Annotated in this window: 16 protein-coding genes and 1 riboswitch; of the genes, 13 read left to right on the plus strand and 3 right to left on the minus strand. The window is 63.2% G+C overall.

Annotation, left to right across the window (positions count from 1 at the left end):
• The first annotated feature begins 86 nt into the window (after window positions 1-86).
• The 13 genes from gspE (at window position 87) to PH586_RS11175 (ending at window position 17882) form a co-directional block, all read left to right on the plus strand.
• Window positions 87-1808: a type II secretion system ATPase GspE gene (gene gspE / locus PH586_RS11115; protein ID WP_271347826.1), complete on the plus strand. Its 1722-nt coding sequence runs from the start codon at window positions 87-89 to the stop codon at window positions 1806-1808.
• Window positions 1809-3029, plus strand: a complete 1221-nt coding sequence (locus PH586_RS11120) for a type II secretion system F family protein (protein ID WP_271347827.1) — start codon at window positions 1809-1811, stop codon at window positions 3027-3029.
• Between the two features lie 14 nt (window positions 3030-3043).
• Window positions 3044-3502, plus strand: a complete 459-nt coding sequence (gene gspG, locus PH586_RS11125) for a type II secretion system major pseudopilin GspG (protein ID WP_408636830.1) — start codon at window positions 3044-3046, stop codon at window positions 3500-3502.
• Window positions 3483-4013, plus strand: coding sequence for a GspH/FimT family pseudopilin (locus PH586_RS11130; protein WP_271347829.1), 531 nt, complete (start codon window positions 3483-3485; stop codon window positions 4011-4013). The genes gspG and PH586_RS11130 overlap by 20 nt, the downstream gene beginning before the upstream one ends.
• The gene (locus PH586_RS11135) at window positions 3997-4398 is read left to right on the plus strand and encodes a type IV pilus modification PilV family protein (RefSeq protein ID WP_271347830.1); all 402 of its coding nucleotides are present in this window, start codon (window positions 3997-3999) and stop codon (window positions 4396-4398) included. Before PH586_RS11130 ends, PH586_RS11135 begins: the two co-directional genes overlap by 17 nt.
• Window positions 4395-5060: a prepilin-type N-terminal cleavage/methylation domain-containing protein gene (locus PH586_RS11140; RefSeq protein ID WP_271347831.1), complete on the plus strand. Its 666-nt coding sequence runs from the start codon at window positions 4395-4397 to the stop codon at window positions 5058-5060. Before PH586_RS11135 ends, PH586_RS11140 begins: the two co-directional genes overlap by 4 nt.
• Window positions 5038-5940, plus strand: coding sequence for a type II secretion system minor pseudopilin (locus PH586_RS11145; protein WP_271347832.1), 903 nt, complete (start codon window positions 5038-5040; stop codon window positions 5938-5940). Before PH586_RS11140 ends, PH586_RS11145 begins: the two co-directional genes overlap by 23 nt.
• A 43-nt stretch (window positions 5941-5983) precedes the next feature.
• Window positions 5984-7090, plus strand: a complete 1107-nt coding sequence (locus PH586_RS11150) for a PilN domain-containing protein (RefSeq protein ID WP_271347833.1) — start codon at window positions 5984-5986, stop codon at window positions 7088-7090.
• Window positions 7087-7680, plus strand: coding sequence for a type II secretion system protein GspM (gspM, locus tag PH586_RS11155; RefSeq protein WP_271347834.1), 594 nt, complete (start codon window positions 7087-7089; stop codon window positions 7678-7680). Before PH586_RS11150 ends, gspM begins: the two co-directional genes overlap by 4 nt.
• Window positions 7677-8357 carry a hypothetical protein gene (locus PH586_RS11160; protein ID WP_271347835.1) on the plus strand — a complete coding sequence of 227 codons (681 nt, stop codon included), beginning with the start codon at window positions 7677-7679 and terminating at the stop codon, window positions 8355-8357. Before gspM ends, PH586_RS11160 begins: the two co-directional genes overlap by 4 nt.
• Before the next feature lie 18 nt (window positions 8358-8375).
• Window positions 8376-10574, plus strand: coding sequence for a type II secretion system secretin GspD (gene gspD / locus PH586_RS11165; RefSeq protein ID WP_271347836.1), 2199 nt, complete (start codon window positions 8376-8378; stop codon window positions 10572-10574).
• Window positions 10575-11328: 754 nt separating this feature from the next.
• The gene (locus PH586_RS11170) at window positions 11329-13569 is read left to right on the plus strand and encodes a hypothetical protein (RefSeq protein WP_271347837.1); all 2241 of its coding nucleotides are present in this window, start codon (window positions 11329-11331) and stop codon (window positions 13567-13569) included.
• 1289 nt (window positions 13570-14858) lie between these two features.
• On the plus strand, window positions 14859-17882 hold the full coding sequence (locus PH586_RS11175; RefSeq protein WP_271347838.1) for a DUF7507 domain-containing protein: 3024 nt from the start codon (window positions 14859-14861) through the stop codon (window positions 17880-17882).
• An 85-nt stretch (window positions 17883-17967) separates the two neighbouring features.
• Here PH586_RS11175 and PH586_RS11180 read toward each other — a convergent pair whose 3' ends face one another.
• From PH586_RS11180 to PH586_RS11190, 3 genes are all read right to left on the minus strand, one after another.
• Window positions 17968-20283, minus strand: coding sequence for an Ig-like domain-containing protein (locus PH586_RS11180; protein WP_271347839.1), 2316 nt, complete (start codon window positions 20281-20283; stop codon window positions 17968-17970).
• 62 nt (window positions 20284-20345) lie between these two features.
• A riboswitch (cyclic di-GMP riboswitch) is annotated at window positions 20346-20421 on the minus strand.
• Window positions 20422-20821: 400 nt separating this feature from the next.
• Window positions 20822-21064 carry a hypothetical protein gene (locus PH586_RS11185; protein WP_271347840.1) on the minus strand — a complete coding sequence of 81 codons (243 nt, stop codon included), beginning with the start codon at window positions 21062-21064 and terminating at the stop codon, window positions 20822-20824.
• Window positions 21065-21198: 134 nt separating this feature from the next.
• A complete protein-coding gene (locus tag PH586_RS11190) occupies window positions 21199-22560 on the minus strand; it encodes a sigma-54 dependent transcriptional regulator (RefSeq protein WP_271347841.1) in 1362 nt (453 codons plus the stop codon).
• Window positions 22561-22610: the final 50 nt, after the last annotated feature.

The following is a 22610-nucleotide window of genomic DNA, read 5'->3' on the forward strand; positions in this document are numbered from 1 at the left end:
GTCGCAAAATCGAATCGGATCATGCTGGGCGTTGAGCCATCACGAGGGAGTCGTGTGCAGTAGGTCGAGCCCGAGGTTGGAACACTATGCTTGCCGCACAAGGTGATGTATCGCCTGAGGAACCGCTCGATATCGGCCAGGCGCTGGTCAAGGCCGGTCGCCTGGATGAAGCCGACTACAACCGGGTGCTGCGCATGCAGGCCGGGCAGGTCGAGAGTACCCCGCTGGCGACCCTGCTCAATCGCCTGGGCCTGGTCTCTGAGCAGGACATCGCCCAGCAGTTGTCGCTGTTGCTCGGGCTGCCGCGGGTCGCCGCCAGCGATTTTCCCACCGCGCCGCTGCTGGCCGAGCGCCTGTCCTATCGCTTCCTCAAGGAGTGCCGGGCGCTGCCGCTGGAATTCGACGATGGCGAGCTGCTGGTGGCCATGGCCGACCCGCAGGACCACTTCGTGCTGGACGCGCTGACCCTGGCCGCCGGTTGTCCGATTGCCCCGCGAGTAGCGCTCAGCTCGGAGATCGATGCCGCCATCGAGCGCATGCATGGCCAGGGCCAGAGCCAGATGGGCGACATCCTCTCGCGGGTCGAGGCCAGCGAGCAGGAGTCGGTCGAGGACGTTGAACAGCTGCGCGACCGCGCCAGCGAGGCGCCGGTGATCCGCCTGGTCAACCTGATCATCCAGCGCGCGGTGGAGCTGCGTGCCTCGGACATCCACGTCGAGCCGTTCGAGAGCCGGCTCAAGGTGCGCTACCGGGTCGATGGTGTGCTGCAGGAGACCGAGGCGCCGCCGGTGCAGTTGTCGCCGGCGGTGATCTCGCGGATCAAGCTGATGGCGCGGCTGAACATCGCCGAACGACGACTGCCGCAGGACGGCCGAATCGAGATGCGCGTGCAGGGCAACGACCTCGACATCCGCGTCTCCACGGTGCCGACCATGCACGGCGAGAGCGTGGTGCTGCGCCTGCTCAACCGCGAGAGCGTGGTCCTCGACTTCGCCGCCCTGGGCTTCAGCGCCCAGCCGTTGCAGCGCCTGCAGAGCGTGCTGAAGATCCCCCACGGCGTGCTGCTGGTCACCGGCCCCACCGGCAGCGGCAAGACCACCACCCTGTACACCGCGCTGAACAGCCTGAATACCAGCGAGAGCAAGCTGATCACCGTCGAAGACCCGGTCGAGTACCAGCTCGAGGGGGTCAACCAGATCCAGGTCAAGCCGGCCATCGGCCTGAGCTTCGCCAACGCCCTGCGTTCGATCGTGCGCCAGGACCCGGACGTGATCATGGTCGGCGAGATGCGCGACCTGGAAACCGCGCGCATCTGCATCCAGTCGGCACTGACCGGCCACCTGGTGCTGTCGACCCTGCACACCAACGATGCACCGAGCAGCGTCACCCGCCTGCTGGAGATGGGCGTCGAGGACTATTTGCTGACCTCGACCCTGAATGCCGTGCTGGCCCAGCGCCTGGTGCGCAAACTGTGCCTGGAGTGCCGCGAGCCCTACCAGCCGCTGGCGGAGATGCTCCACGAACTGCGCCTCGATCGCCTGGCCGGCGAGCGCCCGGTGACCCTCTACCGCTCCAAGGGTTGCAGCGCCTGCAACGGCACCGGCTATCACGGCCGCATCGCCATCATCGAGGTGCTGACCCTCAGCGATCAGTTGCGGCGCCTGGTGCTCCAGCATGCCGACGCCGGCGCCCTGCGCCAGGCGGCCCGCGAGGAAGGCATGCTGAGCATGTACGACGACGGCTGCCTGAAGGCGCTGGAGGGCACCACCAATATCGAAGAAGTGCTGCGCGTTACCCAGGAGGGCTAGATGCCACTGTTTCACTACCGCGCGGTGAGCGACAACGGCGAGGTCCAGCAGGGCCAGCTGGAGGTGGCCGACGAGCAGGCCGTGCTCGAGCAGTTGCATACGCGCGGGCTGATCCCGATCGAAATCGGCCCCCAGCGTGGCTGGCAGGCCTGGTTGCAGCTCGACCTCAGCAGCCTGCTGGGCGCGTCGCGGAGCAAGAAACTGGTGATCCTGTTCACCCAGCACCTGGCCTCGCTGCTGCAGTCGGGGGTGCCGCTGGATCGCTCGCTGGAGATCATGCTGCGGGTCAGCGTCGATGCGCCCATGCAGCAGCTGATCAGCCCGATCCAGGAGGGCGTGCGCCGCGGCGTCAGCCTGTCACGCATTCTGTCCGAGCGCCCGGAGCTGTTCTCCGGGTTCTACATCAGCATGGTGCAGGCTTCGGAAGTGGCCGGCGACCTGGCCGAGGGGCTGAACAACCTGGCCTATTACCTGGAACGCAGCAAGTCGTTACGCGATCGCCTGGTGTCGGCGCTGATCTACCCGGTGATCCTGCTGGGGGTGTCGGTGACTTCGCTGCTGGTGATCCTCACCTACGTGATTCCGCAGTTCCGCCAGCTGTTCGACGACATGGGCGCGGCGCTGCCGTTGTCGACCCAGATCGTCATCAGCGTGGCTGAAGTGCTGCGCGGCTCAGCGGTCTGGCTGTTGCTGCTGGTACTGGCGGCGGTCTGGGGCTGGCGCCAGTTGCTCAAACAGCCGGGCTATCGCCTGCAGTGGGATCGTCTGATGCTGCGCCTGCCGCTGTTCGGCTCCTTGCGTCAACGCATCGAAACCGCCCGCTTCGCCCGTAGCCTGGGCACCCTGCTGACCGGCGGGGTGGCGCTGCTGCAGGCGCTGAACATCGCCCGTCAGACCCTGAGCAACCAATTGCTGGTGGAGCAGGTCGGTATCGCCGCCGAGAGCCTGAAGCAGGGGCGACAACTGGCCGCGCCGTTGTTGGCCTCCGGGGTGTTCCCGGTGCTGGCCCTGCAGATGATCCAGGTCGGTGAAGAAACCGGCCGTCTCGACGAAATGCTGCTGAAAGTGGCGGATACCTACGATCGCGAGGTCGAGGTCGCCATCCAGCGCTTGCTGGCGGTACTGGAGCCGATGCTGATCGTCGGTCTCGGCGTGCTGATCGCCGGCATCATCCTCTCGGTGCTAGTGGCCATCATGAGTATTACCGAAATACCGATTTAACCAGGGAGAAACTCATGCACAGTCGACGCAGATCTACATTCTCATTCTTGACCCCTACAGAACGGCGCAGTGCCGGTTTTACCCTGCTGGAAATCCTCGTGGTGCTGGTGATCCTCGGTTTGATGGCCAGCCTGGTAGGCCCGCAGGTATTCAAGCAATTGAGCGGGTCGAAAACCAAGGCGGCCGCCTTGCAGATTCAGGAGCTGAGTTCGGCCCTGGACCTCTATCGCCTGGAACTGGGGCGCTATCCGAGCAGCGACCAGGGGCTCGAGGCGTTGATCACCAAGCCGAACAACGTCGACGGCTGGAATGGCCCCTACCTGAAGAAAAACGTGATCCGCAAGGATCCCTGGGGCAACGAGTTCCATTACAGCGCGCCCGGTCAGCACGGCGAGTTCGACCTCTGGAGCCTGGGGGCCGACAACCGCGAGGGGGGCGACGGAGAGGACCGCGATGTGCGCAGTTGGGAGTAGCCGAGCCCGCGGCTTTACCCTGCTGGAGCTGCTGGTGGTGCTGGTGATCGCCAGCCTGGCGATCAGCCTGGTCGGCCCGGCCTTTCAGCGCATCCTGCCGGGCCTGACCCTTGAGGCCGAGAGCCGCAAGTTGGTCGCGCTGCTGCGGCATGCGCGCAGCCAGGCGATCCTCACCGGCACGCGGCTGGCGATCAGTCAGGACCCCGACAGTGGCGGCCTGTTGCTCAGCGATCGGGAACAGCCCTACATCCTGCCGCAACAGTTCAGCCTGACGCTGACCGGCGGAGCGGGGCCGGGCGACCCGCTGACGGGCGCCGCGCAGATCCTGTTCTACCCGCGTGGCGACTCCTCCGGCGGTAGCCTCAGCCTGTCACTGGAGCAAGGCCGCAGCGAAGACATCAGCGTCGACTGGTTGAGTGGGCGGGTGCAGCGCGGCTCCCCGGATGAACCCGAGGAGCGGCCGCGGCAGAGCGTGCGCCAGCAGGAGGGCGAGAGTGAGGCGGAACAATAGCGAGCGCGGCTTCACCCTGCTGGAGGTGCTGGTGGCCTTCCTGGTCCTCAGCCTGAGCATGAGTGTACTCATGCGCATCGTCTCGCAATCACTGAACTCGCTGGCGGTCGCCGAGCGTCATCAGGAGGCCCTGCAGCTGGCCGAGTCGAAGCTGGCGGATGTGCTGATCCGCCTCGACACTGACGGTCGCGGCAAGCATCAGGGCAAGCTGGATCGCGACTATCGCTGGCAGAGCGAGATCGAGCCCTATCAGTTCGACAACCAGGAAGCCGGCGAGCGCTACAGCATCACGCCCTGGCTGATCCGGGTTTCGGTCAGTTGGGGCCGAAGTTCCAGCGAGCAGGTCAGCCTGAGCACCATCCGCTTGCTGCAGGAGGCGCCATGAAACCGGCAAGTCGGGGTTTCACCCTGGTCGAACTGCTGGTGGCGCTGACCCTCGCCAGCCTGGTGGCCATGCTCGCCTACGGCGGCCTGCATGTGGCGCTGCGCAGTTGGCATGCGGCCGAATTGCGCCAGCAGCAGATGGAACTGCGCTACCTGACCCAGGACCTGCTGCGCCGGCTGCTGGAAAGCCCCCAGGCCGTCTCGCTGCGTGATGACCAGGGGCTGCAGCAGATGGCCTTCTACGGCGACGAACAGCAGCTGATTTTCACCGCCCGGCTACCCGCCCTGGACGACAGCGAACAGCTCTACTGGGTGCAGCTTGTGCAGGAAAAACAGCTCATCGAGCGGGAGCTGAGCTGGCAGTTGCAGATGCGCTACATGCCGTACCTGGAGAGCGAAGAACTCAACTGGTCGCTGTTGGCCGAAACCCTGGCCAGTGCCGGCGAGTACGAGGTGCTGGTGGAGGCGATGCCCCAGGCCTGGCGCTTCGGCTACCTGGAACGCAGTCGTGATGGGACGTTGGAATGGCAGAACCAGTGGCAGCGGCGGCCGGAGTTACCCGTATTGCTGCGCCTGACCCCACCGCCACGCCAGCGCCATGATGCCGCGGAGTTGCTGGTGGCACCGAGGAATATGGCCTATGCCATCGTCAAGAGTCGCTGATCCAGGCCGGCGCGCAACCGGCGTGGCGCTGGTCGGCGTGCTCTGGCTGCTGGTGCTGCTGTCGCTGATCGCCCTCAACCTGTCGGCCGGCAGCCGCACCGAGCTGCGCCTGGCCAGCAATGCGCGCCAGGCGGCGAGTGCCCGGCATGTTGCCGAGGCCGGGGTCAACTGGGGCGTGTGGAGCCTGCTGCAGGCCAACACCTCTGGCTGGCTGGCCGATGGCGGCACGCGCAGCCTGGAGCTGGACGGCATCAGTGTCGAAGTGGCGCTGTTCGACGAGCTGGGCAAGATCGACCTGAACGAGGCCGACCCGCAACTGCTGGTGGGCTTGTTCGAGTCGGTAGGGCTGGACGAGAAGGCCGCGCTGGCCCAGGTCGATGCGATCCTCGACTGGCGTGACGAGGATGACCTGCTGCATCCGGACGGTGCCGAAGAGGAGCAGTACCTGGCAGTGGGCCTGCCCGCGCCGGCCAATCGACCCTTCGAGCGGCTGGAGGAATTGCGTCGCGTGCTGGGCATCGACGAGGTGCTCTACCAGCAGGTGCTGCCGGCCCTGACCCTGTATTCGAACAAGGCCGAGGTCAATCCGCTGGTGGCGCCGCGCGAGGTATTACTGGCGTTGCCGGGGATCAGTGCGGACAGCATCGAGCGCTTTATCGAGGAGCGCCGCCGCAACTACGAAAGTGGTCAGCGGCCGCCACTGCTGGTGGGCGTGGATCCACGTTTGTTGGCGCCCAATGCGCCAGGGGTCAACTACTCTATCGTTACAGATACATCTCTGGGTACGGGTGTAAAGGTTCGGCAACAGGTACTGGTTCACCTGCGTGGCCTCGGCCGTCGACAAGGTGTTGAAGTTCTCCAAGACAGCATCCAGCAGTAATGGCGTGTTGAAATTGCAACGTCCTTGAGCAAAGGGCCAACCAATGAACAATGCTTTACAGGTAGCGACGGACTCCGTGATTGTCATGGCCCAGCGCTTTTGGCAATGGTGGCGCGGCGAGCTGCTCGGTCTGATCCCGGCGCAGTGGCGGGAACGCCTGCGGCGTCGCGGCAATCTGTTGTTTGTCATCCTGCACCAAGATCAGTGCAGCCTCGCTTTCGGCAGTTTCAGTCAGCACGAGACCCTTGTCAGCATGCCCTTGGGTGAGGAGGGCGAATGGCCGCCCGCGTTGGTCGAAGCGCTGCTCGCCCGCGAGACCAAGGCCTCTCAGGTGATCCTGTTGCTTCCCGAGCAGAAGGTGCTGCGCAAGGTGCTGAGCCTGCCGGCCGCCACCGAGGCGGGGCTGAGTAACGTGCTGCGCTTCGAGATGGATCGCCACACTCCTTTCACCGCTGAGCAGGTCTATTTCGGATATCGCATCCTCGAGCGCGATCGCCGTCACCAGCGCCTGCAGGTTGAACTGCTGGTGGTGCCGCGCGAGTACCTGGACCAACTGCTCAGACGCCTGGAGGCTTTGGCCGTCCACCCCACCCTGGTCACTCTGGCTGAAGACGATGCCCGTCGCCACGCTCAGCCGATCAACCTGCTACCCGGTGGGCTGTTGCGCAAGCGCGGCGGCTGGCGCGGCAATCGCCGTTTGCAGATTGCCGCGCTAGTGGCGCTGGTCGCACTGGCCGCGCTGCCACTCTGGCAACAACAGCAGCGTGCCGAGCGCCTGGCCAGCGAACTGGGTGCGCCCAAGGCGGCCGCCGAGCGTGCGGCGGCGGTGCGCGATGAACTGAAGCGCCTGGAGGCCGGGCGCGCTTATCTCTACGAGCAGCAGGCCCAGGCCGACGACGTGCTGAACATTCTCAACGAACTGACCCTGCTACTGCCGGACAGCACCTGGCTCAGCCGCTTCGAACTGACCGGCGAACGGGTGCGCCTCGAGGGTGAGTCGGCCGAGGCCTCGGCCCTGATTGGCCTGTTCGAACAATCCAAGACCCTGCAGAACGTCACTTACGCCTCACCAATCACCAGCAATCCACGCACCGAGAAGGATCGCTTCAGCCTGATCGCCGAGCGTCGTCCGGCCGAGGAGGCGCCATGATTCCCTTGCGCTTGCGTCAGTTGCTGGCGGTGTTGATCCTGCTGGCACTGGTCAGCCTGCTGCTGTGGTTGGTGATCGGCCCGCTGCTCAGCCGTTTCCAGTCCGATGAGGAAGTCATTGCCGATCTGCAGCAACGCCTGGAGGTCTATCAGCGCCTGGTTGCCGAGTTGCCCGCCCAGGAGGCGCGCCTGGCCGAACTCAAGCAAGACGATCCGCTGGGTCGCCTGGTGTTCGCCGAGTCACGCCCAGCCCTGGCCAGCGCCGAACTGCAACAGCAGATCGGTCAGTTGATCGGTCAGGTTGGCGCGCAGGTGGTCAGTACCCAGATTCTCAGCCGCGAGGATGCCGAGGCGCCCGTGCCGGCGGTGGGCCTCAAGGTGCACCTGCGCGGCGAAACCGAACAGCTGGTGCGTCTGCTCTATGAGTTGGCCAACCATGAGCCGCTGCTGCTGGTGGAAAATATCGTGGTGCTGAGCAACCCGCGGGTCGCCATGCAGCGCCTGCGTCGAGCGGCGGATCTCAAGGCTGTGCCGTCGCTGGATGTGACCTTCGATCTCAAGGGCTTCATTGCCCAGGAGGCGACGCCATGAAAGCGCTGCTGCAGCTGTTGCGTAGCCACTGGCGGCTGGTCGTGCTGGTGTTGATCGTGTTGCTGCTTCTGCCGGCCGTGGTTGCCGCCCTCAAGGCCGCCGAGGAAGAGCCGGAGACGCCTGTCGCTACCGAGCCCGAACCGGAGCCCGATCTCGCTCCGGCTCCGGCTCCGGCTCCCGCTATGGCAGAGGCGGTCGAACCTGCAGGCGTTACCCCGCCCTTCAGCGAGTACCAGGAGATGATCGAGCGGCCGCTGTTCAGCAGTACCCGACGGCCACCGGTGCTCAAGGATGAGCCGCAGGAAAACCTCGATGCCGAGCAGTTGCGCGAGGCCTGGCGGCTGAGCGGCATCGCGCTGGAGCAGGGCCGCCAGTTGGCCAGTTTCAGTGAGCGCGAGGGCGACCAGCGCCTGCTGTTGGAACTGGGCATGGCGCTCGCCGATGAATGGCGCCTGGAACAGATTGGCAGCGACTACGTGCTGCTCAGCAATGGCGCCAGTGAAGTGCGCATGCCGCTGCGTGAACCGGTCGCCACCGCGCCACCGGCTGAGCCCGGTGCCGCGCCTGTGCCCCAGGCACCCCGGCAGAGCACACCGACCGCTCCCAGCGTGCCGGCGACAACGGACAACACACCCCCCCCTGCGGATACGCCGGCCCCCGCCGCGCTGGCCGAGTAGGGGTATAGGAGAGTCTCGATGAATATGTTCAGGATTGTGGCCCGTCCCCTTCAGTTCGGCAGTTATTTGCTGCTGGCAGCCTGTGCGGCGATTCCGGGCGGTGACCGGGCCACCTTCGACAACCCATTTGGGCACAAGATCGAACAGGCCGAGGCGCCAGCGCCGAGCCGCGCGCGCCAGCCGCGCCCGGAGGGGCAGCCGCTGCGCCGCGACTCGGGCGGCCAGCCCGACGTTGTCGTCACAGGCCCCCGCGCGGAAATTTATCGAGGTTCAGGCAGCATGGTCGATCTCGGCGCGACGCCTCGCGTGCCGGTGGACGAGGAAGGGGAGATCACCCTGAACTTCCAGCAGATGGAGATTGCCGAGGTGGTCAAGATCATCCTCGGCGAGATCCTCGGCAAGAACTATGTGCTGGACAAGAACGTCAGCGGCACGGTCAGCCTGCAAACCAGTCGGCCACTGACCCGCGATGCCCTGCTGCCAACCCTGGAGGCGCTGCTGCAGGTCAATGGTGCGGTGCTGGTGAAATCGCGAAACTTCTATGAGGTGGTGCCTATCGACGCCGCCCCGTCGGGCGCGTTGGTGCCCCGGCTGAACCCGGATGAGCTGCGCGGCTACCAGTTGCTGGTCATTCCGCTGCGCTACATTTCCGCCGCCGAACTGCAGAAGATTCTCGAGCCGCTCAAACCGGTCAAAGGCCTGATGCGTGTCGATGAGACGCGCAACCTGTTGCTGGTCGCCGGCACCGCGGATGAGCTGAACAACATTCGCGAGACCGTGCGGGTGTTCGATGTCGATCAATTACGCGGCATGTCAGTCGGCCTGTTCCGTCTGCAACAGGTGGAAGCGCCGGTGGTACTCAAGGAACTGGAGGCGATCTTCGGCGACTCGGCCGGTGGGCCGCTGGCCGGCATGGTGCGCTTCCTGCCTATCGAGCGGCTCAATGCGTTGCTGGTGATCACCCCCCAGGCCAAGTACCTGGATGACGCGCGCGCCTGGATCGAGCGCCTGGACCGGACCGAGGGTGGCCAGGGGCCGAACATGCACATCTACCATGTGCAGAATGGCAAGGCCGAGCACATGGCGGAAATCCTCACTCAACTGTTCGAAGGGCGAGGCGCCACGGATGGCGAGCAACAGCAGCGTTTGCTTCGGCAGGCGACCCCGACGAGCACTCCGACGGCAGACGGCGAGGCCGCTGCCGCTGCCGTGCCCGCTGCCGTGCGCGCGCCGCAGTCGCTCGCCTTGGCTGGTGACGGCTCGAGCCTGGATGTCGGCCAGGTCAGCATCATTGCCGACGAGGAGAACAACGCGCTGTTGGTGATGGCCACGCCGAGTGACTACGACAAGGTCCTGCAGGCGATCCAGAAGCTCGACGTGCTGGCCTTGCAGGTGCTGGTGGAAGCCACCATCGTCGAGGTCACCCTCGAGGACGAACTGCGCTACGGCCTGCAGTGGTTCTTCAAGAGTTCCGCGGGCAACAAGAATATCCGCGGCACCATCGGCCAATTTCCTATCGTCACCCCGACTGACCTGAGCCCCACCGGCTCGCTGAGCGTGTTCAACGCGGCGGGTACCCGCGTGCTGCTCGACCTGCTGGCCTCGGACTCGAAGATCAACGTGGTGTCTTCGCCGACCCTGATGGTGCTGGATAACCACACCGCGACCATTCGTGTCGGCGATCAGGTACCGGTGCGCACCTCGGAAACCACCAACACCAGCGGCGTCATCAACCAACCCACCGATCCCTCGGCATTGGTCACCAGTACCATTCAATACCGCGATACCGGGGTGCTGTTGGAGGTCAAGCCGCGGGTCAACTCCGGCGGCTTGATTGTGCTGGAGATCACCCAGGAGGTGAACGACGTCACCACCAACGCCACCTCGGGCATCGACTCGCCGACCATCAACCAGCGCCGGATCACCACCAACGTGGCGATCCAGAGCGGTGAGACCCTGGTCCTCGGCGGCCTGATCAAGGAGAACAACGGCCGCACCAACGAAGGCCTGCCCTACCTGCGCCACGTACCGGTACTCGGCTGGCTGTTTGGCAGCCAGGGCAAGAACACCAGTCGCACCGAACTGGTGGTGATGATCACTCCGACGGCGGTGACCAGCCTCAATGAGGCCCGTGACGTTACCCAGGAGTACCGCAACAAGCTGAAGGACGTGAGCCTGCCGCAGGATGCCTGGCAGGGCCAGGGGCGCCAGCTTTAGAAGCTGGCGAGTGTCCTGCACGGTTAGTTTGTCTAGCTCTTGGCTTGGGCTCGCTCCAGGCCGGCAGGAGGCGCGTCCTGCGGCGAATGCAGGTCGCAGGACTGCCAGACTCTGGTAGTCAGCTCTTGCCAAGCAAGCGCTTCGCCCCGAGGTCGGGCCTCCCACACACACGCTTTGCACCTGCGCGGTTAAGCCAGGCGGGCCGGGTTGTCCCGGCCTGTCTGGCTCGTCGACCGCACCAGTCGACAACAAAGCAGCGCCAGCAGTGGTGCCGCGGCACACAGCCCCCAACCGGCCTGATAGCGACGGCGCTTGTCACAGCGGCGGTACAGCCGCGGCAGTCAGTAAAAATTGACAAGCCCATGAAAATACTCAGGTTCTGAGCATTCTTTGCAGGCAGCCGAAAAACTGCTGTCAGCCAGGCTTAACAGCTTCACCCTGCAATCGCCCCGCAGGCGTTGCCATTAGAGCTTTTCGCACCCTGGCCGTCTTAAAAATCCTTATAAAACAGAGTGTTAAAAACATGGCACGGGAATTGTGTGCTTAAGCGGTGAGGAGAGTCGGCTGTCCTCCGGAGAGGGATTTCGAGAGTGATCTGGTTATTGATAAAAACCTGTCGAAGTCCGCTAGCACCCTGCACACAGGCACAGTCTTCCCGTCGGTCTCAGGCCAACTCGGCACCGGCGCCATTCCAGTCGGAATGAATGGACGGCTGAACACCGCACGCCTCCGCGTGTGGTGAAGGAGCAGACTGATGAACACGAAGCACTTACTGAAAAAGCTACCGAGCTGTCTACTCGGCGCTATTTTTGCCGCTGGCATCGCCAGCACGACCATGGTTCAGGCCATCGACGGCAACCCGCCAGGTCTGTTCGAACTAGAAGGTAATACCATTGACAGCGGCGCGCCGGGCACCGACTGGGGCGCCCTCTACGGTGGTGCCACCCCCGCTAACCTGATCACCTACACCGGTGTGATCGCCGACCCGGCCCCGCAGACGATCTACTGGAAGGGCGGTTCCAAGGACATCAACGATGTGCCAGATTGGTGGCAGAAAGACGGCTCGGTGCCGGACAAGGACGACATCACCAACGCCTACGCCGCCGCCTACAACAATCCGGCCGACGTCTGCCTGACGGCCGGCGGGGTGGCGGTGCTGTGCAGTGATGCTACCGCAGTGGGTGATCCGGTGCATGAGGCCGGCGACCTGATCGTCTACTTCGGTCTGGATCGCTATGCCAACAGCGGTGACGCCTTTGCCGGCTTCTGGTTCTTCCAGGACGACGTAGCCATCAGCGGTAGCCAGTTCACTGGCCAGCATGTGGGCCGCGTCGGCATGCCCGGTGATGCCAACTATGCGCCGGGCGACCTGCTGGTGCTGGTGGAGTACCCGCAGGCCTCGGGCGCCGTGCCTGAGGTCAAGGTTTACGAGTGGGATCCGCTCGACCTGGACGGCGACAACGTGGCCAACAACCTCGATCTGCTGATCACCCAGAGCAATGCCGAGTGCGACCAACTCGGCGGCAAGCTGGCCTGCGCGATCAGCAACCTGCAGGACCTGGCCGGCGAACCGGCCTGGCCCTATACGCCGAAGTCCGGTAGTGGCCTGCCGTTCGAGAGCTTCTTCGAGGGCGGCATCAACGTCACCCAGTTGCTCGGCGGAACGCCGTGCTTCAGCTCCTTCCTGGCCGAGACCCGTGCCTCGCGTTCGGAAACCGCGACCCTGAAGGACTTCGCCCTCGGCGGCTTCGATGTGTGCGGTGCCGACGTCACCAAGAACTGCGAAGCGACCATCAATCAGGTCGGCGACCAGGTCGACGTGGCCTTCGATGGTACCGCAGTCAATACCGGTGGCCTGGCCCTGTACGTTGAGCTGGAAGACGACCAGAGCGGTTCGATGATCGACGCCGTGTGCTTCGATGTCGGTGGCGATGGCTGCGATGCTGGTGACGCCGTGCCGACTGGGCTCAACACGCTGCCGGCAAGCAAGGCGACCTTCACCCTGGGTGCCGGTGAGACGGTGCGCTACGAAGGTAGTTACGTGGTCACCCAGTTCGACGACCAGACCAGCTTCACTGACATCGTCAGCCTGAAGTTCTTCGAGGACGCGTCTGATACCGTGCCGATCGACACCGAGACCGCCACGGCCACCTGCCCGCCGCAAGGCACTCCGGGCATCGCGGTGTTCAAGAACTGCATCAATCCCAACATCGAGGATGGCGACACCTTCATTGCCGACATCGTCGGTACGGTGAGCAACACCGGTAACGTCAAGCTGGTCAACGTGATGCTGAGCGATACCGTGTTCAGCTTCGGCGACCTGACGGTGGTGTACGACGCCAACGAGAATGGTGTGGTTGACGGAGGCGAGTTGGCCTTCAGCAACGGCGGCGACCTGGCTGCCGGCGAACAGTTGGCCTTTGCGGCAGCTGTGAGCAGCGGCACACCGTCGCACACCAACACCCTGACCGCCAGCGGAGCCAACTTCTTCGACGACACCGACACGGTCAGCGACAACGACACGGCCTCCTGCACGCCGAACCTGAATCCGGACCTGACCATCGTCAAGGTCTGCGATGACGCCATCGGCGGCGGTACCGGTGTGCAACTGGTGGTCGACAACGGCCAGGTAGTGGTCGAGGTGGGCAACATCATCACCGTGAGCAACCCCGGTAACGAGGACCTGACCAACGTCAGCATCAGCGACTCCGATGTGCAGACCCTGGTGAAAATGTCCGGTGGCGCAGGCCTGACCTGCTCGGGCAACAGCTGCACCGGTACCATGGACAACGGCGACGTGGTGGTGCTCAAGCAGACCTATCGCCCGGATGGCCAGAACATCCTGGGTGCGTTGAGCAATCCGAGTGGCGTGTCCTTCAAGAACACCGCCAGTGCTTCGGGCACCGGGGTGCTCAGTGGTACGCCGCTTGGCCCATTAACCGCCGATGCCATCTGCGAGCTGTGCGCATGCCCGGACTGCCCGCCAGAGCCATAAGCGGGCGTCACCCCTGAAACGGTGGCCCCCTGGAAAGGGTCGCCGCTAGAACCAAACCTAAGGGCGCTGCCAGTCAGCGCCCTTTTTCTTTGTGCGCCCGGCAGGGCGCACTCACTCGGAGGTGAGCGTCCTCTGTAGAGCCGCCAAGCTCTTGTAGTCCGTTGCCAAGAGCACAAGCTGCGCCTCGAAGTCGGGCCTGCCACAGGCGAGGACTGTCAGTGCGTTTGAGTTAACCAGCCAGCCGTACAGGCCGCCAGCTGTTGCAAGGGCACCAGCGTTTTTGCAGGGGCGGACTCATCTGCGATAACCGTTTAAACCCCCGACAAAGCCACGCGGTTAAAGCGCAGCGCCGCCTGGCCGCTCCCCTTAGGCAGTCGCGACGCTAACATCAAGCGGGGCATGGTTGGTCCTCCTCCAGTTGCACATCCGGTTTTCCTTCGCTCCACCCCAGCCCAGCCCAACGTGGCGACTTGCCTGTTGCACCTGTGGCGCACTACCGCCAGCCGTCGCCTGATGGGTCAGCGCAGGTGCCGGCCCGGCGCCACTGAGCGTAGCCCGGTTCAATGCGGTCACCATTCAGCGCGCCGCGTCATCCGCTACGGAGGCTGTTACAAGTCTGAAAGACCTGCGTTCATTGCTGAAGCACCTGTTCGCGCAATGAAAATACTTCATCGTAATCGTTCGCTTGGCGATACAGATCGGCATGCCGGCTAAACCCTGCGCAACGCTAGCAGACGGCCATGTTTAACCGGCTATGACACCTTGATTTTCGATCGCTGAGGCTCTATCAAGAGGCTTTCGTGGGCTGTGCCGGCTTCTTTTTGAGCGTACGCCCTGGCAGTCCAGGCGTTGTTGTTACCGCCGCTGAACAAACGCAGTGAATGTGTTGCTGGCGCAAAGCCGCATGCCCAGTGGTTCAGCCGGAAATGCTGCGCTGAGCAACCTGGCAACCTGTTTCATTGGCTGGACAGAAATCACCGTGATTGCCGACAAGGCCACTCGAAGGACGCTAGGGCTTGATCAGGGTTATAAATAAAATATATTAAAATCAATGGCTTGAAGTTATGGCATGGTAATTGTGTATATGTCCGTGAGGAGACTGCTGGTCTCCGGTCAGGCCCCTCGGCAGCAGTGCAGTCGTCATACAGGGTCGATAATCCGCATACCTTGCCTCACGAATGATCGCCCACTGGGTGATCGACCCCGGTCAGGAAGCCCGGCACGTGGCGACAGGGTCTCAACGCCTCAACCGCCAGGGATTGCGCAGCCGGGGGCGAGGGAGCACGGCTATGCACTCGCGAAACTTTCTACGCTCACTACCGCGCTGTCTGCTTGGCGCGGCCTTGGTGGCGGGGATAACGACCACGGCGGGGGTATACGCCGTGGATGGCAACCCGCCAGGACTCTTCGAACTCGACGGCAACACGCTGGATGTCGGGGCAACCCCGGGTGACGACTGGGGCAGTCTGTTCCTGGGCACCCAGGCCGGCACACCGGCGGCCTTCACCGGCATCCTCGCCGACCCGGCCCCCGTGACTATTTACTGGCAAGGTGGCTCCAAGGACATCAACGATGTCACCGAGTGGCGCTACAAGGACGGCTCGGTGCCGGACAAGGACGACATCACCAACGCCTATGCGGCCGGTTACACGGTGCAGCCCGGGCAGGCCACGGCGGTGCATGAAGCGGGTGACCTGATCATCTACTTCGGTCTCGATCGCTTCGCCAACAACGGTGACGCCTTCGCCGGCTTCTGGTTCTTCCAGGACAACGTCGGCCTGGGGCCAAACGGCACCTTCAACGGTCAGCATGTGGGGCGCAACGGCGATCAGCGCGGCGACCTGCTGGTGCTGGTGGAGTACCCGCAGGGTGCCAACGCTGTGCCGGAGATCAAGGTCTACGAGTGGGATCCGCTGGATGCGGATAACGACAACGTGGCCGACAACCTGGATGAGATCTACAGCTCCAGCAACGCCATGTGTGACGGTAACGGCGACAAGGTGGCCTGCGCCATCACCAACGTCGGCAACCTGAGTGGCGAACCGCTCTGGCCCTACACCCCGAAATCGGGCAGCGGCTTGCCGTTCGAGAGTTTCTTCGAGGGCGGCATCAACGTGTCGCAGCTGCTGGGGGGCGAGGTGCCCTGCTTCAGCTCCTTCCTCGCTGAAACCCGTTCGTCTCGTTCGGAAACCGCTCAGCTGAAGGACTTCGTGCTGGGTGCGTTCGACCTGTGCAGCATCGATGTGACCAAGAACTGTACCGCCGCGGTGGATAGTAGCGATGGCGGCAACAGCATCCTGGTCAACTTCGACGGTATGGTCACCAATGACGGCGGCCTGACCCTGAACGATGTCACCGTCACCGATGACATGGGCACCCCGGGCGATACCGCCGACGATGTTGTGGTATTCGGACCGGCAACCCTGGCTCCGGGTGAGTCGCAGCCGTACAACGGCAGCTACAGCACCATGGACCTGGCACCGACCGACCGAGTCACTGCCGAAGGCCATCGGGCCAATGCCACGGTAACGGCGGAGGCCGAAGCCAGCTGCGCGCCTGATATCATTCCGGCCATCGATGTCGACAAGTTCTGCACCGCCAGCATCAACGGCAGTGGTGATGGGATCGACGTGCTGTTCGAAGGTATTGTGACCAACACCGGTAACGTGGCGCTGGAAAACGTCACCGTGGTGGACGACAACGGCACCCCGGGCAACCTGGGCGATGATGTCACCATCAATATCGGCGATCTGAATGTCGGCGAGGTGAAACCGTACAGCGGTGGCTTCAGTGTCAGTGGCAGCAACACCTCGACCGACCATGTGGTCGCCACGGGTACAGCTGTGCTGGGTGGCGATGCGGTGCAGGACACTGCGCAGGCCACGTGCCTGGCCGACGTGCTGCCGGATATCGCGGTCGATAAGTTCTGCAGCGCCAGCATCAATGCCGGCGGTACGGGTATCGACGTGCTGTTCAACGGTTCCGTGACCAATACCGGTAATGTGCTGCTGAACAATGTCACCGTGGTGGATGACAACGGCACGCCGGGCAATCCGGCTGACGATGTCACCGTGCTCGGCCCGATCAGCCTCGCTCCTGGGGCCTCGGCTCCGTACAGCGGCGGCTTCGGCGTTCTCGGCAGCAACAGTTCCACCGATATGGTGATCGCGTCGGGTACCGATGCGCTGACCCAGACTCCGGTGCAGGCCGATGCTTCGGCCAACTGCGCGGCTGATGTACTGCCGAACATTGCGGTCGATAAGTTCTGCAGCGCCAGCATCAATGCCGGCGGTACAGGTATCGACGTGCTGTTCAACGGCGTGGTGAGCAACACCGGTAACGTGGTGCTGAATGACGTCACCGTGGTCGACGACAACGGCACTCCGGGCGTTCCGGGTGACGATGTCACCGTGCTCGGTCCGATCAGCCTCGCTCCTGGGGCCTCGGCTCCGTACAGCGGCGGCTTCGGCGTTCTCGCTAGCAGCAGTTCCACCGATATGGTGATCGCGTCGGGTACCGATGCGCTGACCCAGACTCCGGTGCAGGCCGATGCTTCGGCCAACTGCGCGGCCGATGTCAGCCCCGATCTGCTGGTCAGTAAGCAGTGCACGGACGCCCCGGCCTTCGGCGAGGCGATCCTGTTCGACGGTAGCGTGACCAACAACGGTAACGTGACGCTGCTCGGCGTGATCGTGGTGGACGACAACGCCACTCCGGGCGACACCGCGGACGATGTGACCTTCAACATCGGCGATCTGGCTCCGGGGGCTTCGGCCAACTACAACGGTAGCTACACACCGGCCCTGGCCGGCACCTACACCAATACCGTGGTAGCCCAGGCGACAGATGCAGTGGAAAGCTCGCCGGTAGAAAGCAGTCCGGCGCAAGCGACCTGCGAAGTACCGCCACCGCCGCCTGAGTTCGAAGGCTGCACTCCGGGCTTCTGGAAAAACAGCCCGGGAAGCTGGCCGCCAACTGGCTACAGCCCTGACCAGCTGCTCACCTCGGTATTTACATTGCCGAATGGTGTGATCAACAACAACCTGGGCGGCGACAGCCTGATGGAAGCGCTGAACTACGGTGGTGGTGACAACCTGCTCGGTGCCGCAGAGATTCTGCTGCGTGCCGCCGTGGCCTCGTTGCTCAACAGCGCCCACCCGGAAGTGGACTTCCCGCGGAGCACGGCTGAGGTGATTGCTGCGGTCAATGCGGCACTGGCCACCAAGGATCGGGCCTCCATCCTGATGTTGGCGTCGGAACTGGATGCCGATAACAACCTGGGTTGCCCGCTGGCAAACGACAACTCGTTCTGACGAAAAAACGCCCGGGGGCTGGAGACCCCCGGGCGCTGCAAACAAGCATGGCGCGGGGCCCCTGGCCCCGCGTTTTTTTATGCCCTCACGGCTTGCCCTTGCCGTTGCCCTTACCACCGGTGCTGCCAGTGCTCGATTGCAGGCTGATGCTGACCGTCGCCGAGGCGCTGCTCTTGCCGTCGCTGATGGTGTAGCTGAACTGGTCGCTGGACTTGAACGAATTGGCCGGGCTGTAACGCAGGCTACCATCGCTGTTGAGGCTGACGCTGCCCTTGCTGCCCTGGGTGAAGGCGACGATGTTCAGTTTGTCGCCATCCAGATCGCTGTCGTTGGCCAGTACCGGCACGTTGATCGAGGTGACGCTGCTCAACGACGGAGTGTCATTCACCGCCGTCGGCGCGTGGTTGCTCACGCTGGTAGGGTTGTCGATCACGAAGCTGGCACTGCCACTGGCGCCCAGGCCATTGGCGGTAGCGCTGCTGCCGACACTGTAGAAACCGTCGACGGCACTGCTCGGCGAGGTGACCTTCAGTGTGGTGCTGGCGCTGGCGCCGGGTGCCAGACTGAGGCTGGTGCTGCCCAGGCTAGTGCTCCAGCCGCTGGGTTTGCTCGGGCTCAGGCTGAAGCTGCTGCTGGAGCACGCGCTGCTGTCCTTGTTGGTGACGCTGACGGTGTAGCTGAAGCTGCCGCCGGCGGCCAGCCAGGTGCTCTGGCCCGGGCTGACGCTAACGCTGGGTGCGCTGCGGGTACAGGTCGGGGTGCTGCCGCCACCGCCGCCGAAATCGACGGTGACCAGGGCCTGGCTGGCATCGGTCGACTGGGTGGTGAGGGTCATTCCGCTGTCGCTGAAGCTACGGCCACCGGTGAGGGCGGCGTCCTTCATGTCGACGAAGTTGCTGCCGGCGGTCATATCCAGCAACTGGCTGCTGTTGCCGTTGCTCGGGCTGGCTTGGTGTACGGCCACGCCATTGAACACGTTGTTGGCATCGACCACGCCGCGATCGGTGATCTTCGCGTCGAAGCCCTGTGGCTGACGGTATTCAACATAGTAGTAGCGAGGAGCACCGCTGCTGTCGACACCGTTGGCGATCTTCAGCAGCTTGCCGCCGGTGGTCTGGGCAGAGCTTGGCTTCAGGGTGAAGTTGCCGGCACTGCTGACGTTGATGATATTGCTGCTGGCCAGCCAACCCAGGCGCTCCTTGCTGAAACCGTTGAAATGCCCAACGGTGCCGGAGTAGCCCATGATGTCGAGGGTGTCGCCATACTCCTGGCTGGTGCAGCTGCTGCCCAGGGTCGTGTCGCCGCAGTCCAGGGCATGAGCGTGATAGAGGCCGAGGTTGTGGCCCATCTCATGGCCCACGGTGCGTAGGTTCAGGTTGTTGTGAATCCAGGCGCTGGACGGCGTGGCGCCGACCTGGCCCATACCGCTGTAACCGCAAGCGCTGTTCTGCGGGAAGATAAACAGGAAGCGCTCGTAGTTGCCAAGGTTGTAACCGGCCGACTGGGCCGCTGCCTTGGCATTTTGCTCGATGGCGAAGCCGTCACACACGGTGCTGTTGACCGGGATGGTGTACCAGCCGGCAACATCGCCGCTGAGCCAGGTCTGCTGGCTGGAGTTTTCCTTGAAGAAGTTGCTGACGTCGCCGAACACCAGGCTGTTGGCCTGGCTGGTGGTCCAGGGTTTGTCGCTGGGCTTGTCCTGGAAGTTGACCAGGATCGCCAGGGTGCGCTGGGCACCCGTGGCATTGGGCAGGTCGTAGGCCAGCTCTCCGGTGGTGCTGGTGGTCGCACCGTCGGCGAGCAGGAGCAGGCCGCTGTCGTCATCGTTGACCACCAGGTCGCCCTGGATCGGGCCATTCACGCCATTGGCTTTTTCCAGCAGCACGCCTTGGGCGCGCACGCTGAGACCGCTGCGCCATTCGCGCTTGGCGCCTGCCAGGCGCAGTTCGAAGCGTTCGCCAAAGGGCGTCTTGAGAAAGTGACGCAGCTTGTGGTCGCCGTTCTCGTAGTCTTCGTAGATCACTTGCAGTTCGCCATCGAGTTCGACGCGCTGTTCCAGCTTGGCTACCACCTCGGCCGGCATACCTTTTTGCTTGTCGTCTGGAATGGCGACGCGCAGAACCTCTGCTGGATTGCTCTGGGCCAGCTCGGCGAGCAGTTGGCGGCGTTGTTCGGCCTTGCTGACGAGCTGTTCGCGCAGTTGCGAACGCTCACTGGCGGCCGCGGTCTGCAGGCGCTTGTTCAGACCCAGCACGTCAGTGGTATGCGCCGCAGCAGCTTCGCGAGCCTCCTGCACAGGGCGGCTCGCGGCAGGGGTGTTCGGTTCAGCGGCAAAGGTCAGCCCGGCACTAAGGGCCAGAATGCACAGCATGGAAGTGGCGTAGGGCTTGGACACGCGCATGGTCTCTCCTGAATCGAGTCAGAAAAGATCCTCTTCACGGCTGTCCATGAGGGAGGTTCTCCTTCGGCAGTCCGGCGACCCCATCTGGGGCCCGTAACTTTGCGTCGCCAAGTTGCCTTGGCTTTGCCTTTGTCGGGAGAGGAACTTTCTGTATCGGTGTTACACGGGGTAGCGAGCTACCTGATTAAAAGCCCCTCGATCACACCAAGCTGTAACGCTCACTGGCCGATCTTCAAAACCTCACTGTTCACTGCCACGGCAGCGGGGGTACTTCCTGTTTCAGCTACACATCGGCAGTGTTCATTTTCTGTACATGTGTAACGGGGGCGAAATCTAGCATGCTGGCTGTACGTTTTTTATACAGTTGAGTAATAACGACTGGGCGAATTGGTTAAAAAACGATCTGGAACTTTTCCTGACCGAGGGCTAAAGGCCTGTAACAGAGGGGGCGAAGGAGTCACGCGGGGGGAGGGGCGAAATCGACCGTCTATCGGTGGGGGGATGGCAGGTGAGGCCTGTGTCACAGTGCCATCAGGCTTCAGGAGAGCATTTCGCTGTCGTCGACTTCGTCCCATAGCAGGATCAGCGGCTGGACGCTGGGATGAACTTGTTGGAACACGACATGCTTGCGGTGCAGGATTTGCCAGGTAAAGAAAGGCGGGTCGGCGAATACCGGGAAAGCGGTCGGGCCAGTGTCATGGCCCGATGCTGCCGGGTCGTCATCCTTGCGGCTGTTCGGTGCTGCTTGGTGGTCGGTCGCACGTTGAGCATGGTCGTACATGGCGGTTCCTCCCTGCATGGGAAGGAGATTGCAAAAAGCCAGCCATGTTTACTTATTCTTTATTATTCAACTGGTTATGTTAATGGCGTGGAAGGCCACCCAAGCCGATTGTTCAGCTTGGGTTACAGCACACATCAGCGGATGCCGTATTTATCCATCATCCGGTACAGGGTGACACGGGAGACCCCTAGCAGCTTGGCAGCATGCGAAACGTTGTTCATTGACTGACTCAGGCAACTGCGTACCGCCACTTCCTCGGCGTGCGCCCGCACCTGTTCCAGCGGTTCGATCTCAACCCTGGCGTCGATTTCTGCCAGGCCCAGGTCCCGCGGGGTGATCATGCGGTTCTCGCTCATCACCAGGGCACGCCTGATCCGGTTGATCATCTCGCGGACATTGCCTGGCCAGTCGTAGCTCTGCATGGCGGCGACAGCCTGGCGGGTAAATCCGCGCACCACGCTGCCCTGTTCCTTGGCGAACTTGTGCAGGAAGAAGCGGGCCAGCAATTCGATGTCGCTGTCGCGTTGCGCCAGGCGCGGCACTTCAATGCTGAGCACGTTGAGGCGATAGTAGAGGTCTTCGCGAAAACGTCCATCGCTCACCGCCTGCTCCAGGTTGACGTGGGTCGCGGCGATCACCCGTGCGTTGCTGGTCAGGCTCTGGTTACCGCCGAGTCGCTCGATGGTCTTCTGTTCGAGAAAACGCAACAGGTAGACCTGGAGTTGCTGCGGCAGGTCGCCGATCTCGTCGAGAAAGATGGTGCCATTCTGCGCGGCTTCGATGCGTCCGATCTTGCGCTTGTAGGCGCCGGTGAACGCGCCTTTTTCGTAGCCGAAGAGTTCGGCATGAATCAGGGTTTCCGGCAGGGCGCCGCAGTTCACCGCAACGAAGGGGCCGCCGCGATGGCGCGAACGCTGGTGCACGGCGCGGGCGATCATTTCCTTGCCCACCCCGGTTTCACCGCGAATCAGTACGGGCGCATCGACTGTGGCGACGCGGCGGATCTGGTCGAAGATGCCGAGAAACTGCTTGCTGCTGCCAACCATGTGAAACTCTTCGACCGGCTGCAGCAGGTGGTCTTCGGTGTGGCGCAGTTTGGACATGCCATGCAGGTGGCCGAGGGCGCACCTGAAATGGGCGCTGTCGTTGAGCGGCAGGGAAAAATAATCGTAGAAATGCTCATAGATCAGTTGGCGGAATTCGGGGTTCTCAAGATTGGCCGGATTGGTCAGGGCGACCCAGGAAAGATTCTCGTCGGTGTTGAGCAAGTTTTCGACTTGTTCGCGTTGATCCTCCGAGAGACTGCTGGGCAGGAAGGCGACCCCAACGCTATACGGGCGCTGCTTGAGCAAAGCCAGGTTGTTACTCGACGAGGTGATGCGGTCGAAGACCCAGTCGGTTACGTGCAGGTTTGAGGAGAGCCGTTCGTCGTTGGACAGATCAAAAAGCAGTGCACGACGCGGTTCATCCACTAGCTGTTGGGCGGTGGCAGGCATTTGTTAAGCCTCTTGTACACTTTAACCTTACTACTCTTCCTTTCCGTTAC

Origin of the sequence: Pseudomonas aestuarii (assembly GCF_027988105.1) — a bacterium.
Classification (GTDB): domain Bacteria; phylum Pseudomonadota; class Gammaproteobacteria; order Pseudomonadales; family Pseudomonadaceae; genus Aquipseudomonas; species Aquipseudomonas aestuarii.

Excerpts from the sequence above, each read along its gene's own strand:
- gspE (WP_271347826.1), top strand. The coding sequence starts at position 87 with ATGCTTGCCGCACAAGGTGATGTATCGCCTGAGGAACCGCTCGATATC.
- PH586_RS11120 (WP_271347827.1), top strand. The coding sequence starts at position 1,809 with ATGCCACTGTTTCACTACCGCGCGGTGAGCGACAACGGCGAGGTCCAG.
- gspG (WP_408636830.1), top strand. The coding sequence starts at position 3,044 with ATGCACAGTCGACGCAGATCTACATTCTCATTCTTGACCCCTACAGAA.
- PH586_RS11130 (WP_271347829.1), top strand. The coding sequence starts at position 3,483 with ATGTGCGCAGTTGGGAGTAGCCGAGCCCGCGGCTTTACCCTGCTGGAG.
- PH586_RS11140 (WP_271347831.1), top strand. The coding sequence starts at position 4,395 with ATGAAACCGGCAAGTCGGGGTTTCACCCTGGTCGAACTGCTGGTGGCG.
- PH586_RS11145 (WP_271347832.1), top strand. The coding sequence starts at position 5,038 with ATGCCATCGTCAAGAGTCGCTGATCCAGGCCGGCGCGCAACCGGCGTG.
- PH586_RS11150 (WP_271347833.1), top strand. The coding sequence starts at position 5,984 with ATGAACAATGCTTTACAGGTAGCGACGGACTCCGTGATTGTCATGGCC.
- gspM (WP_271347834.1), top strand. The coding sequence starts at position 7,087 with ATGATTCCCTTGCGCTTGCGTCAGTTGCTGGCGGTGTTGATCCTGCTG.
- PH586_RS11160 (WP_271347835.1), top strand. The coding sequence starts at position 7,677 with ATGAAAGCGCTGCTGCAGCTGTTGCGTAGCCACTGGCGGCTGGTCGTG.
- gspD (WP_271347836.1), top strand. The coding sequence starts at position 8,376 with ATGAATATGTTCAGGATTGTGGCCCGTCCCCTTCAGTTCGGCAGTTAT.
- PH586_RS11170 (WP_271347837.1), top strand. The coding sequence starts at position 11,329 with ATGAACACGAAGCACTTACTGAAAAAGCTACCGAGCTGTCTACTCGGC.
- PH586_RS11175 (WP_271347838.1), top strand. The coding sequence starts at position 14,859 with ATGCACTCGCGAAACTTTCTACGCTCACTACCGCGCTGTCTGCTTGGC.
- PH586_RS11180 (WP_271347839.1), bottom strand. The coding sequence starts at position 20,283 with ATGCGCGTGTCCAAGCCCTACGCCACTTCCATGCTGTGCATTCTGGCC.
- PH586_RS11185 (WP_271347840.1), bottom strand. The coding sequence starts at position 21,064 with ATGTACGACCATGCTCAACGTGCGACCGACCACCAAGCAGCACCGAAC.
- PH586_RS11190 (WP_271347841.1), bottom strand. The coding sequence starts at position 22,560 with ATGCCTGCCACCGCCCAACAGCTAGTGGATGAACCGCGTCGTGCACTG.